Here is a 13,255-nt window from a genome sequence, read left to right on the forward strand (position 1 = left end):
CGGAAAAGAGCGGACATGAAAGTGCGGACCCGCCGCCCAGACGGCAACGGGTCCGCACTTCGGTGTTACTGGTCCAGGACGGTCAGTCCCGGAAGTTTCTTGCCTTCGAGGTATTCCAGGGACGCGCCGCCGCCGGTGGAAATGTGCCCGAAGTCGCTGTCGCTGAAGCCAAGCTTCCGAACGGCGGCAGCGGAGTCGCCGCCGCCAACCACGGAAAAGCCGTCCGAGTCCTTCAGCGCCTGGGCAATGGTGCGGGTACCGTTGGCGAACGCATCAAACTCGAACACGCCCATCGGGCCGTTCCAGAAGATGGTCTTGCCCGAGCGGATTTTCTCGGCGAAGGCGGCCGCCGAATCCGGGCCAATGTCCAGGCCGATGCCGGAGGCGCCGAAACGGCTGTTCTCCATGGCATCGGCGGGGACCACCTCGGAGTCAGCGTCAGCGGCGAACTTGTCGGCCACCGCGATGTCGGTGGGCAGCACGAATTCGCAGCCCACTTCCTTCGCCCGGCTGAGGTAGCCCTTGACGTTCTCGATCTGGTCAGCTTCGAGCAGCGAAGCGCCCACGTTGTATCCCTGGGCTGCCAGGAAGGTGAACACCATGCCACCGCCCACCAGCAGGTAGTCGGCCCGGTCCATCAGGTTCTCGATGACGGCCAGCTTGTCCGACACTTTGGAGCCGCCCAGCACCACCACGTAGGGCTGCTCCGGCTTTTCGGTGAGCCGCTTGAGCACCTCGACCTCGGTGTGCACCAGGTCGCCCTGGTACGCGGGGAGGATCTCGGCGATGTCATACACGCTGGCGTGCTTGCGGTGCACGGCGCCGAAGGCGTCATCCACATAGGCGCCATTGTCCCCGGTGAGTCCGGCCAGGTCCCGTGCAAGGCCCAGGCGTTCGTCGTCGTTCTTGGAGGTCTCACGCGGGTCGAACCGGATGTTCTGCAGCACCAGGACGGAGCCGGCGGCAAGCGAGGCCGCCAGCTCATGCGCGCTGTCCCCGACCACGTCGGCGGCGAACTCCACCGCGAACGGTGCGAGCTCATCCAGCCGGTCAGCGGCGGGCTGCAGCGAGTACTTCTCGTCCGGGGTGCCCTTGGGCCGTCCCAGGTGCGCCATGACGATCACCTTGGCGCCGTGCTCCACCAGTTTCTGAATGGTCGGGATTGACGCACGGATACGCCCGTCGTCGGCCACCTTGCCGTTGTCCAACGGCACATTCAGGTCCGAGCGGACCAGCACATACCGATCATCGACGCCGTCAACGATCAGTTCCTCAAGAGTTTTGACTGTCATGTCTACCTTTACGTCCCTTGCGGGCATTGGGGGCTTGGGGGCATTTATTGCGGCTGCAGTACCGGCAGGCGGTCCTACAGCTTGGAGCCAACCAGTGTGGTCAGATCGACCAGGCGGCAGGAATAGCCCCATTCGTTGTCGTACCAGCCGACCACCTTGACCTCGTTGCCCATGACGCGGGTCAGCCCCGAGTCGAAAATGCACGACGCCGGATCCGTCACGATGTCCGAGGACACCAGCGGCTCATCGGTGTAGCGGAGGATGCCGTTCAGCGGTCCGTCCGAGGCCGTCTTATAGACCTCGTTGATTTCCTCGACGCTGGCTTCGCGGCCCACGGTGACGGTGAGGTCGGTGACCGAGCCGGTGGGCACGGGCACGCGCAGGGCAAAGCCGTCCAGCTTGCCGTCCAGTTCCGGCAGCACCAGGCCGATGGCCTTGGCGGCGCCGGTGGAGGTCGGCACAATGTTCAGGGCTGCGGCACGGGCACGGCGGAGGTCGCGGTGCGGGCCGTCCTGAAGGTTCTGGTCTGCGGTGTAGGCGTGGACCGTGGTCATCAGGCCGCGTTCAATGCCGAAGGCCTGGTGCAGGACCATGGCCAGCGGGCCCAGGCAGTTGGTGGTGCAGGAGGCGTTGGACACGATGTTGTCGGTGGCCGGATTGTATTCGCTGTCATTGACGCCCATCACGATGGTCCGGTCCGCACCCTTGCCCGGGGCGGAGATCAGGACCTTCTTGGCACCGGCGTCGAGGTGCTTCTTGGCGTCCTCCGCCTTGGTGAAGAACCCGGTGGATTCAATGACCACGTCAACGCCGAGGTCCTTCCAGGGCAGGTTCGAGGGATCGCGTTCAGCGAGGACCTTGATGTTCTTTCCGCCAACCACCAGGTCGCCGTTGCGTACTTCCACATCGACGCCGATCCGGCCGGTGACGGAATCGTACTTCAGGAGGTGGGCAAGAGTTTCGGGGCTGGTGAGGTCATTGACTGCGACGATTTCCAGGTCTGCGTTCCGCTCCAGTGCTGCGCGGAAGTAGTTGCGTCCGATGCGTCCGAAGCCGTTGATACCAACACGAGTAGTCACTTTTCTGTCTCCTTGATTGCAGGTGTACCGAAGAAGCGTGACCTTGTACGTGCGCAGGCCACTGGTCTGGCTGGAGAAGCTGCCAGAGGTTCCCGCCGGGCACTGCGGCGGGGCGGGAACCCTCGGACTCATCCTACGCGCCGGGCCTCTCCGGCGAACCGGTAAGGCCGCAGAAACGCAGGCCGAAGACCTGATTTACGCAGACCTGATTTACGCGGGCAGGACCAGGCTGTGCGCGCCGTTGCGGGCTGCGTCGAACCGGGTGGCTACATCTGCCCAGTTGACGATGTTCCAGAAGGCCTTGACGTAGTCGGCCTTCACGTTGACGTAGTCCAGGTAGAAGGCGTGCTCCCACATGTCCAGCATCAGCAGCGGGATGGTGCCCACGGGAACGTTGCCCTGCTGATCAAAGAGCTGTTCGATGACGAGGTTCTTGCCGAGGGGCTCGTAGGCGAGCAGCGCCCAGCCGGAGCCCTGCAGCGAAGTTGCCGCCGCGGTGAACTGGCCGCGGAAGGCATCGAAGGAGCCAAAGAAATCATCAATGGCTGCTGCGAGCTCGCCGACCGGCTTGTCGCCGCCCTCAGGGGAAAGGTTGTTCCAGAAGATGCTGTGGTTGACGTGGCCGCCTACGTGGAAGGCCAGGTCCTTGGAGAGCTTCGGGATGGTGGCGAAGTCGCCCTTTTCGCGTGCTTCGGCCATCTGGGCCAGAGCCGTGTTTGCGCCGGCAACGTACGTGGCGTGGTGCTTGTCGTGGTGCAGCTCCATGATGCGGGCGGAGATGTTCGGCTCAAGCGCGGCGTAGTCGTAGGGCAGTTCCGGCAGTGTGTATTCGTTCACAAAATCCTCCAGTAAAAAGTCGGATCGGTTATCCGGACGGCGTTTCCACCCGGAAACTTAGGTGCAGCCCAAAGGCAGCATGCTTAGTCCATCTTATGCTTCAACGCTACTCGTCAAGCATCTCAGGAGTCACATTGGCCTCAGTGCCGGGGATGCCCAGCTCAGCGGCGCGCTTGTCCGCCATGGCCAGCAGGCGGCGGATGCGCCCGGCAATGGCATCTTTGGTCATGGGCGGCTCGGCGAGGTGCCCCAGTTCGTCCAGGGACGCCTGCTTGTGGGCCACGCGAAGCTCGCCGGCATAGCGGAGGTGCTCCGGAACGTCCTCGCCGAGGATGTCCAGGGCGCGGTCCACCCGCGCGCCGGCGGCAACCGCCGCCTGGGCGGAGCGGCGCAGGTTGGCGTCATCGAAGTTCGCCAGCCGGTTTGCCGTGGCGCGGACTTCCTTGCGCATCCGGCGCTCTTCCCAGACCATCAGGGCGTCGTGGGCTCCCATCCGGGTGAGCAGGGCGGCGATGGTGTCCCCGTCGCGGATGACAACGCGGTCAATCCCCCGCACTTCGCGTGCCTTGGCGGCAATGCCGATCCGGCGGGCAGCGCCGACCAATGCCAGGGCCGCTTCGGATCCGGGGCAGGTGACCTCAAGCGAGGACGAACGGCCCGGCTCGGTCAGGGAGCCGTGGGCCAGGAATGCCCCGCGCCACACCGCTTCTGCGTCTGCGGCGGAACCGTTGACCACCACGGAGGGCAGTCCCCGGACCGGGCGTCCGCGGGCATCCAGGAGCCCGGTCTGGCGTGCCAGTGATTCGCCGTCCTTCACAACGCGCACCACGTACCGGTTGCCGCGGCGCAGTCCGCCGCCGGAGACGACGATGATCTCGGACGCGTGTCCGTACACTTCGGCGATGGCGGCGCGCAGCCGCCGGGCCGTGGAGGCCAGGTCAACTTCAGCTTCAATGACTATGCGTCCGGAGATGATGTGCAGTCCTCCGGCAAAGCGCAGCAAGGCTGATACTTCCGCTTTGCGGACTGAGGACTTTTTCACGTCGAGCCGTGAAAGTTCCTCTTTTACTGCTGCGGTCAACGCCACAAATACACTCCTAATTTTCCCCAAATATGTCGTGGTAGGCCGTAGCCAGGCGCAGCGGATCATGGATCGGGCGCCCGGTCGCTGCCCCCACCTTACCGAAGACGGCCCTGCCGCCCATGCCGGCGACGGCGTCGCTGAAGGCCGAGGGGTCCTCGATGACGGCGGGATCGGCCAGCACGGCGTCCACCTTGAGGTCGGGGGCATACCGCCGGATCTGGGCCAGATGGTCCACGGCGGACATGCCGGCCGTTTCCTTGGTCTCGTTGCTGAGGTTCATGGTCAGGCACACCTTGGCATTGGTCCGGCACAGGGCGCTGCGCAGGTCCGGCAGCATCAGGTGCGGAATGACCGAGGTGTACCAGGAACCCGGGCCCAGGATGATCCAGTCCGCGCGCTCAATGGCGGCCAGCGCCTCGGGGCAGGCCGGGGCGTCGGCGGGTTCCAGCCGCACTTCGCTGACCTTCCCGGAGGTTCCGGCTGCCGCCAGGCGGGCCTGTCCGGTGACCAGTTCCAGGTGCTCGCCGTTTTCGGTGCGGCGCAGCACGTCACCTTCGATGGTCAGCGGCTGGGTGGACATGGGCAGGACCTGGCCGCGGGCGCCGAGCAGCGCGCCCGCCCACTGCAGGCCGGCCACCGGGTCCCCCAGCAGCTCCCACAGGGTCACGATGAGCAGGTTGCCCAGGGCATGGTTGTCCAGCGAGCCGGTAACGCCGGGCCGGGACTGGAAGCGGTGCTGCATGACGTCCCGCCAGGTGCGTCCCCAGTCGGTGTCGTCGCACAGGGCGGCCAGGGCCATGCGCAGGTCTCCGGGCGGCAGCACGTCCAGCTCGTCGCGCAGGCGGCCGGAGGAGCCGCCGTCGTCGGCCACTGTGACAACGGCAGTCAGGTCCGTGGTCAGCAGGCGCAGGGCGGAGAGCGAGGCGGAGAGGCCGTGTCCGCCGCCGAGGGCGACGACGGCGAGGGCGCCGTCGGAGCCGCCCGTGCCCCGGTCCGCCCCGTTCTGGGGCAGCACCGGCAGGGAGCCGGTCAGAAAGCTCATCTACTCGCGCCCGAGATCGCGGTGGTGGGCGCTGACGGTGACGTGCGGCAGCTGGGCCAGGCGCTTGGCCAGCTCCTCCGTCACGGCCACCGAGCGGTGCTTGCCGCCGGTGCAGCCGACGGCGATGGTGGCGTAGTGCTTGTTCTCGCGGCGGTAACCGTCAATGACCGGTTCCAGGGCGTCCACGTAACGGTCCAGGAAGTCCCGGGTGCCCTTGGCCCCCAGGACGTATTCCCGGACATCGGTGTCCAGGCCGGTGTGGGGGCGCAGCTGCGGCACCCAGTGGGGGTTGGGAATGAAGCGGACGTCCGCCACGTAGTTGGCGTCAACGGGCAGCCCGTACTTAAAGCCGAAGCTCATCACGTTCAGCCGCAGCACAATGGGACCGGAATCGGTGAAGAGTTCGGTGATGGTGGTGGCCAGGGCATGGACGTTGAGCTTGGAGGTATCCACGACGACGTCGGAAGCCTCGCGCAGCTCCTTCAGTACGTCCCGTTCGGCGGCGATCCCGTCAAGGATGCTGCCGTCCTCCTGCAGCGGATGGGGGCGGCGTCCCTGCTCGAAGCGGCGGACCAGGGTGTCATCTTCCGCATCGAGGAACAGGAGGCGGTAGGTGACGCCGGCGGCGCGGAGCCCGCTCAGGGCTTCCCGGATGTCCTGGAACAGCTCCTTGCTGCGGACGTCAACCACCACGGCAAGCTTGGGAATCGACTGCGGCATCCGCGAAACCAGTTCGGTCAGGGTCCCGAGCATCAGCGGCGGGAGGTTCTCCACCACGTACCAGCCGTGATCCTCCAACGCGTTGGCGGCCGTGCTGCGTCCGGCGCCGGACATGCCGGTGACCACCAGCAGCTCCGACTCGGCGGGCTTGACCGGGGTCAGCGCGTCCTGTTCATTCATTTCGGTTGTCCTGTCCTTACTGGTTTCGTCCGGCCGGTGCCGGGGAATAGGCCGGTTACCCAGCCTAGCTAAGTTTCCAGGATTTCGCCGGTGGTCATGTTGACGGCCGGCGCAACCGATTCCGAAGACTGCGATGCGAGCTGCGCATGCACCGACGCGGCAAGTGCCGGGCCGATTCCGGGCACGCGCTGCAGATCCTGCACGGAGGCAGCCCGAAGTTTCTTGACCGACCCGAATTCCTTGAGCAGGGCAGTGCGCTTGGCCGGACCCAGCCCGGAAATCTCGTCCAGCAGCGAGGCCGTCATGGACTTGGCGCGCTTTTGCCGGTGGAACGTAATGGCAAAGCGGTGCGCTTCGTCGCGGATGCGCTGGAGCAGGAACAGGGCTTCGGAGGCGCGCGGCAGGATGACCGGGAAGTCGCTGTCCGGCAGCCAGACCTCCTCGAGCCGCTTGGCCAGGCCCACCACGTAGATGTCCGTGATGCCCAGGTCCGCCAGGGCGCGGGAGGCCGCGGCCACCTGGGGCTGGCCGCCGTCGACCACCACCAGGTTGGGCGGATAGGCGAACTTGGTCCGCGGCGCGGCGGTGAGCGTGTTGGTCAGGGGCTGGACATCGGTGTCGGTGCGTTCGTCCGGCAGCCCGGCCGGCTGGTCGGGGTCCGCTGCGGGATCCGCATTCTCGGCGAGGTAGTTGCGGAACCGGCGGGAGATGACGTCGTACATGGCCGAGGTGTCATCCCGGGCCGCCTCGCCGGTGATGGAGAACTTGCGGTAGTCCGACTTCTTGGGCAACCCGTCCTCGGCCACCACCATGGAGGCCACCACGTTGGTGCCGGAGACGTGCGAGATGTCGTAGCATTCGATGCGCAGCAGGGCCACGGGAAGGTCCAGGGCTTCCTGCAGTTCCTGCAGCGCGGCGGACCGCGTAGTGATGTCGCCGGCCCGGCGGCTCTTGTGCAGGCGCAGGGCGTCCGACGCGTTGCGGGCCACCGTCTCCATCAGGGCCTTCTTGTCCCCGCGCATGGGCACGCGGAGATCCACCCGGCTTCCCCGCAGGCCGTGCAGCCACTCCGCAAGTTCCTCGGCGTTGGGCGGCAGGACGGGCACCAGGACCTGGCGCGGAATGCTGTCACCGGCGCCGGACTCCCCGTAGACCTGCTGGATCAGGTGTTCCACCAAATCCGCGGTGTCGTTGTCTTCGACCTTTTCCACCACCCATCCGCGCTGGCCGCGGATGCGCCCGCCCCGCACATGGAAGACCTGGGCGGAGGCTTCCAGCTCGTCCTCTTCCAAAGCGAAGATGTCCGCATCGGTGTCTTCGCTGAGCACCACGTTGTTGCGTTCAAAGACCTTCCGCAGGGCGGAGATGTCATCACGGAGCCGGGCCGCGGTCTCGTAGTCCAGCTCGGCTACGGCGGCCTGCATTTCCTTTTCCAGGCTGGAGATGAAGCGCTTGCCCTCGCCGGACATGAAGTCGCACAGCTCGGCGGCCAGCTGCCGGTGGTCTTCGGGACTGATGCGTCCCACGCACGGTGCCGAGCACTTGTCGATGTACCCGAGCAGGCAGGGCCGTCCGGTGCGTTCGGCCCGCTTGAAGACACCGGAACTGCAGGTGCGCACGGGGAAGACCCGCAGCAGGGTGTCCAGCGTTTCCCGGATGGCCTTGGCCGGGTAGAAGGGGCCGAAGTAGCGGGTGTCCTTGCGCCGGTCTCCGCGCATGACCTGTGCACGCGGGTACTTCTCCCCCATGGTGACAGCGAGGTAGGGGTAGGACTTGTCGTCCCGGAACATGATGTTGAACCGGGGATTGAATTCCTTGATCCAGGTGTACTCAAGCTGCAGGGCTTCAAGCTCCGTCCCCACCACTGTCCACTCGACGCTGGCGGCGGTGTGGACCATGGCCCGGGTCTTGGGCAGCAGCCCGGCAGGGTTGGCGAAGTAGGAATTCAGGCGGGAACGGAGGTTCTTCGCCTTGCCCACGTAGATCACCCGGCGGTGCTCATCACGGAAACGGTATACACCGGGTGCGGTGGGGATTTCCCCTGTTTTCGGCCGGTAAGTTGCTGGATCTGCCACTGTTCCATCCTACGGTTGCCGCGGCGGCGGTCTTGGACCCGGAGGGGCGCTTTTCGCGCCGCGCTGAACTCGCGGAACGCGGGCCTAGCCTTCGGCTTTGTTCTGGTTGTAGCTGCCGGCGCGTTCCTGTCCGGACAACTCGGCAATGGCGTCCATGACCCGGTCCGTGGCCTGCCTGCGGGCAGGCAGGGCGTGGTCCGGGCCGGTTTTGGAGAAGTACAGCGGGCGGCCCACCTTCATGGTGAAGTGCTGGGGCTTGATCCACTTCTTGCCCGCCGGCTGCAGGTTTTCGGTGCCGATCAGGCCCACGGGCACCACGGGTGCGCCGGAGGTCAGGGCCAGCCAGCCAACGCCGGTCCGTCCGCGGTACAGCAGGCCGTCCCGTGACCTGGTTCCCTCCGGATAGATGCCTATGCCGCTGCCCTGCTCCAGCCGGTCCAGCAGCGTCTTCAGCGCAGCAACAGAGGCGGCCTGCTGGCCGCGCTCCACGGGAATGGAACCCACTCCCTCAAAGAAGGTGCGCATGGCGGCACCCTTGACTCCGGTACCCGTGAAATATTCAGCCTTCGCGAAGAAAGCCACCGGGCGGGGCATCAGTGCCTGAGTCAGGACGCTGTCCAGGAAGGACAGGTGGTTTGCCGCAACAATGAACGCCCCGGTTGCCGGAACATTTTCCAGGCCGATGACGGTGGGCCGGCAGAGTGAGGCAATCAGGCCGCGGGTGGATGCGCGGGTGAGGTCATAGACGCCCATGTGCGCCGATCCTCTCCTGCGCCCGGAAGCGCTCCAGTTCCACCAGCAGCTCTTCCGCTGAGTGCACGACGGCGGACGCACCGGCCGCTTCAAGCTCGCCGTCCGCTGCGAAGCCCCAGGAAACGCCGATGCAGTCCAGACCATTGTCCGCTGCGCCCTCAACGTCGTGCCGGCGGTCCCCCACCATGACGGCGCGGGAAAAGCTGCCTGCATGGCGCCCGAGAGCAGCTCCGATAATGGTCTTCTTGCCGTTGAGTGCGGCGGCAGCCTGCTCATCGGCGGGTGAGCCGTGAACGGAATCAAACAGGTTCATAAGGTCCTGGACACGGAGCAGTTCCGCGGCCAGCGGTTCGGGCTTTTGGGTGGCTACGGCCAACACGGCACCTTCTGCGCGCAGCTGTTCGAGGACCTGCCGGATCCCCGGATAGGGGCGGCTCTGTGCCATTCCGGCGGCCCGGTAGCCCTCACGGTATCTTGCGATGACCTCGGGAACGCGGTCTTCGGGAACACCGGCAATGTCCTTCAGGGAGGTCACCAGTGCCGGGCCGACCATGCGCTGCAGGTCTGCTTCGGCGGGAATGGGCAGGCCGCACGCTGCCAGGGCTGCACTGATGCCGCCGGTGATGCTGCCTGCCGGATCCACGAGGGTTCCGTCCAGGTCGAAGAGCACTAAGAGCCGGGATTCTTTCACCGGGACAGTTTCCCACACGTTTCCCCGGGCACGGAAAAAGGTATTCCCCGAGGGGAATACCTTTTGTCGTGATATGCCGGTCAGCCGCGCTTAGGCCTGCTGGTTCTGCTTGGCGAACATTTCTGCCAGGAAGTGCCCGGTGTAGCTGACGTCGGACTCGGCCACCTTCTCCGGAGTTCCGGTGGCGATCACCTGTCCGCCGCCGTTTCCGCCCTCAGGACCCATGTCGATGATCCAGTCGGCGCTCTTGATGACGTCCAGGTTGTGCTCGATGGTGATCACCGTGTTGCCTTTGTCCACCAGGCCCTGGAGGACCAGGAGCAGCTTCCGGACATCCTCGAAGTGCAGGCCGGTGGTGGGTTCATCCAGGACGTACACGCTGCGGCCGTTGGAACGCTTCTGCAGTTCCGCTGCCAGCTTCACGCGCTGCGCCTCGCCGCCGGAGAGCGTGGTGGCGGGCTGACCCAGCCGGACGTAGCCAAGGCCGACGTCGACGAGCGTGTTCAGGTGGCGCGAGATCGGCGAGAACGCGGCGAAGAACTCCGCAGCCTCCTCAATGGACATGGCCAGGACCTCGGCAATGTTCTTGCCCTTGTAGTTCACCTCGAGGGTTTCGCGGTTGAAGCGTCCGCCGTGGCAGACCTCGCAGGGAACGTAGACGTCCGGCAGGAAGTTCATTTCGATCTTCAGGGTGCCGTCACCGTGGCAGGCCTCGCAGCGTCCGCCCTTCACATTGAAGGAGAACCGGCCGGGGAGGTAGCCGCGGACCTTGGACTCCGTAGTCTCCGCGAAGAGCTTCCGGATGTGGTCCCAGACGCCGGTATACGTGGCCGGGTTGGACCGCGGAGTGCGCCCGATCGGGCTCTGGTCCACGTGGATGACCTTGTCCAGGTTTTCCAGGCCGTCGATGCGCAGGTGCCGTCCCGCCACATGCTTGGCACCGTTGAGCTTGGCAGCCAGCGTCTTGTAGAGGATGTCGTTGATCAGCGTGGACTTGCCGGAGCCGCTGACGCCGGTCACTGCGGTAAAGACGCCCAGCGGAATGGTGACGTCGATGTTGCGCAGGTTGTTTTCCCGGGCGCCCACAATCTTCAGCTGGCGGGTCCTGTCCACCTTGCGCCGCTTGGCCGGGATCTCGATTTTCCGGCGTCCGGAGAGGTAGTCACCGGTCAGGGAGCGCTTGTTCTGCAGCAGTCCTTCCAGGGATCCTGAATGGACCACTTCACCGCCGCGCTCACCGGCGCCCGGTCCAATGTCCACCACCCAGTCGGCCTCATAGATGGTGTCTTCATCGTGCTCCACCACAATCAGGGTGTTGCCGAGGTTCCGCAGCCGGGTCAGGGTTTCGATCAGGCGCCGGTTGTCCTTCTGGTGCAGGCCGATGGACGGCTCGTCCAGGACGTACAGCACACCCACCAGGCCGGAACCGATCTGGGTGGCCAGGCGGATGCGCTGGGCTTCACCGCCGGAGAGCGTGGCGGCGGGCCGGTCCAGGCTCAGGTACTCCAGTCCGACGTCGAGCAGGAAGGTCAGGCGGGCCAGGATTTCCTTCAGGACCTGGTCGCCGATCTTTGCCTCGCGCACCGTCAGCTCGAGCCCGCGGAAGAATTCAGCAGCCTCGCGCAGGGGAAGCGCGCCCGCCTCGGCGATGTTGCGGCCGTTGATGAGCACCGACAGGGATGCCGGGTTCAACCGGGCTCCCCCGCACTCGGGGCAGGGGATTTCCCGCATGTATTCCTCGTACCGGTCCCGGGCGCTGTCCGATTCGGTTTCAAGGTGCTTGCGGTGGATGTACTGGATGACCCCTTCAAAGCCGGTGCTGTACTTGCGCTCCCGGCCGAAGCGGTTCTTGTACTGGACCACTACCTTGTGGTCCTTGCCGTTGAGGATGGCTTCCCGGGCCTTGGCCGGAAGTTTCTTCCACGGTACGTCCATGGAGAAGCCCAGTTCCTTGGCCAGGCCGGCCAGCAGCCGGTTCCAGTACTCCAGGGTGGCATTGCCCAGCGCCCACGGAGCCACGGCACCGGCGGCCAGGCTCAGGTTCGGGTTGGGAATGACCAGTTCCTCGTCCACCTCCAGGCGGCTGCCGATGCCGGTGCAGACCGGGCAGGCGCCGAAGGGGTTGTTGAAGGAGAAGGACCGGGGCTCAATTTCGTCAATGGCCAGCGGGTGCTCATTGGGGCACGCCAGATGTTCGGAGAAAGCGCGGATCCGGTCTTCGCTCTTTTCATCCACGTCTACGAAGTCGGCCAGGACGCGGCCCTCGGCCAAACCGAGCGCGGTTTCCACCGAGTCGGTCAGGCGCTGCCGAATACCGTCCTTGGCGACCAGCCGGTCCACCACCACTTCGATGGTGTGCTTGTACTGCTTGCCCAGCTTGGGCGGATCGGAGAGCTGGATCTGCTCGCCGTCAACCTTGGCGCGGGAGTAGCCCTTGGCGGCCAGCTCCTTGAAGAGGTCCACGAACTCGCCCTTGCGGCCGCGCACCACGGGAGCCAGGATCTGGAACCGGGTGCCTTCTTCAAGCTCCAGCAGCTGGTCGACGATCTGCTGCGGGGTCTGGCGGGACACGGGCTCGCCGCAGACGGGGCAGAACGGGGTGCCCACGCGCGCCCAGAGCAGGCGCATGTAGTCGTAAATTTCGGTGATGGTCCCCACCGTGGAGCGCGGGTTCTTGGAGGTGGACTTCTGGTCGATGGAGACCGCCGGGGAAAGTCCTTCGATGAAGTCGACGTCCGGCTTGTCCACCTGCCCCAGGAACATGCGGGCGTATGAGGACAGGGATTCCACGTAGCGCCGCTGCCCCTCGGCAAAGATGGTGTCGAAGGCCAGGGAGGACTTTCCTGAGCCGGAAAGACCGGTAAAGACAATCATCGCGTCACGCGGCAGATCCAGGTCCACGTTGCGCAGGTTGTGCTCCCGGGCGCCCTTCACGATCAGGCGGGAAAGATCATTGCCGCTGTGCGGCTCATTGGCACTGTCGGCCATCAAAGAGGTAGCTGTAGACACATTTTCCACTGTAGTTCACCGTTTGGTTCGAAGATGTATTCGACACCGCAGTGTTCACCGCAGGCGAAGAGCCGTCTCGACGTAGGTCAGGGCTTCCTTCGGATCCAGGCCGTTGGCCCGGACGGAGTCGGCAAAAACCCGGGCCGCTTCCGCCACCCGCCGTTTGCCGTTGTCTCCTGCTGCAGCAATCACGGTGCCTGCCCGCGAGCGCGTTGTCACCACTTCGGCCTGTTCCAGTTCGCGGTAGGCCCGCGCCACGGTGTTGACCGCAAGTCCCATCCGGGCGGCGAGCGCGCGTACCGGCGGCAGCCGGGTTCCGACGGCGAGGCGCCCTTCATTGGCAGCATCCAGGATCTGGACGCGCAGCTGCTCGAAGGGAGGTACCGAGCTGGCGGCGTCGATGCGGACCCAGGACAGGACGTCGTCACTCATGGGACCGCCTTCAGGTTGGAGAGATTCGGCAATTTGCACTGTTTCCAGTTTGCCATGCCGG

General features: G+C 65.5%; 11 protein-coding genes. All 11 read right to left on the bottom strand.

The window, feature by feature from the left end; genetic code table 11:
* Positions 1-65: 65 nt before the first annotated feature.
* Positions 66-1,292 carry a phosphoglycerate kinase gene (locus AC4D2Q_RS11110; RefSeq protein WP_490946518.1) on the bottom strand — a complete coding sequence of 409 codons (1,227 nt, stop codon included), beginning with the start codon at positions 1,290-1,292 and terminating at the stop codon, positions 66-68.
* A gap of 74 nt (positions 1,293-1,366) precedes the next feature.
* A complete protein-coding gene (gap, locus tag AC4D2Q_RS11115; protein WP_490946519.1) occupies positions 1,367-2,371 on the bottom strand; it encodes a type I glyceraldehyde-3-phosphate dehydrogenase in 1,005 nt (334 codons plus the stop codon).
* Between the two features lie 210 nt (positions 2,372-2,581).
* Positions 2,582-3,208: a superoxide dismutase gene (locus tag AC4D2Q_RS11120; protein WP_490925529.1), complete on the bottom strand. Its 627-nt coding sequence runs from the start codon at positions 3,206-3,208 to the stop codon at positions 2,582-2,584.
* A gap of 106 nt (positions 3,209-3,314) precedes the next feature.
* On the bottom strand, positions 3,315-4,295 hold the full coding sequence (whiA, locus tag AC4D2Q_RS11125) for a DNA-binding protein WhiA (RefSeq protein ID WP_400929052.1): 981 nt from the start codon (positions 4,293-4,295) through the stop codon (positions 3,315-3,317).
* Positions 4,296-4,305: 10 nt separating this feature from the next.
* The gene (locus AC4D2Q_RS11130) at positions 4,306-5,334 is read right to left on the bottom strand and encodes a gluconeogenesis factor YvcK family protein (RefSeq protein ID WP_490946520.1); all 1,029 of its coding nucleotides are present in this window, start codon (positions 5,332-5,334) and stop codon (positions 4,306-4,308) included.
* Complete coding sequence (gene rapZ / locus AC4D2Q_RS11135) at positions 5,335-6,234, bottom strand: RNase adapter RapZ (RefSeq protein ID WP_490946521.1); 900 nt, start codon at positions 6,232-6,234, stop codon at positions 5,335-5,337.
* Positions 6,235-6,302: 68 nt separating this feature from the next.
* Entirely contained in the window at positions 6,303-8,309 is a 2,007-nt protein-coding gene (uvrC, locus tag AC4D2Q_RS11140) for an excinuclease ABC subunit UvrC (protein ID WP_490946522.1), read from the bottom strand.
* An 84-nt stretch (positions 8,310-8,393) separates the two neighbouring features.
* Positions 8,394-9,062, bottom strand: coding sequence for a lysophospholipid acyltransferase family protein (locus tag AC4D2Q_RS11145; RefSeq protein ID WP_490925533.1), 669 nt, complete (start codon positions 9,060-9,062; stop codon positions 8,394-8,396).
* Positions 9,049-9,753 (bottom strand): HAD hydrolase-like protein, encoded by a 705-nt coding sequence (locus tag AC4D2Q_RS11150; protein WP_490946523.1) that lies wholly within the window; start codon positions 9,751-9,753, stop codon positions 9,049-9,051. Before AC4D2Q_RS11150 ends, AC4D2Q_RS11145 begins: the two co-directional genes overlap by 14 nt.
* 90 nt (positions 9,754-9,843) lie before the next feature.
* Positions 9,844-12,741, bottom strand: coding sequence for an excinuclease ABC subunit UvrA (uvrA, locus tag AC4D2Q_RS11155; RefSeq protein ID WP_490946591.1), 2,898 nt, complete (start codon positions 12,739-12,741; stop codon positions 9,844-9,846).
* A 75-nt stretch (positions 12,742-12,816) separates the two neighbouring features.
* On the bottom strand, positions 12,817-13,194 hold the full coding sequence (locus AC4D2Q_RS11160) for a GntR family transcriptional regulator (protein WP_490925535.1): 378 nt from the start codon (positions 13,192-13,194) through the stop codon (positions 12,817-12,819).
* Between the last annotated feature and the right edge of the window lie 61 nt (positions 13,195-13,255).

Source organism: Arthrobacter sp. TJ-178, from assembly GCF_058269275.1.

What these genes read in the sequence shown, in the direction of transcription:
- AC4D2Q_RS11110 (WP_490946518.1), bottom strand. Translation starts at nt 1,292, where the DNA reads ATGACAGTCAAAACTCTTGAGGAACTGATCGTTGACGGCGTCGATGAT.
- AC4D2Q_RS11130 (WP_490946520.1), bottom strand. Translation starts at nt 5,334, where the DNA reads ATGAGCTTTCTGACCGGCTCCCTGCCGGTGCTGCCCCAGAACGGGGCG.
- rapZ (WP_490946521.1), bottom strand. Translation starts at nt 6,234, where the DNA reads ATGAATGAACAGGACGCGCTGACCCCGGTCAAGCCCGCCGAGTCGGAG.
- AC4D2Q_RS11145 (WP_490925533.1), bottom strand. Translation starts at nt 9,062, where the DNA reads ATGGGCGTCTATGACCTCACCCGCGCATCCACCCGCGGCCTGATTGCC.
- uvrA (WP_490946591.1), bottom strand. Translation starts at nt 12,741, where the DNA reads ATGGCCGACAGTGCCAATGAGCCGCACAGCGGCAATGATCTTTCCCGC.
- AC4D2Q_RS11160 (WP_490925535.1), bottom strand. Translation starts at nt 13,194, where the DNA reads ATGAGTGACGACGTCCTGTCCTGGGTCCGCATCGACGCCGCCAGCTCG.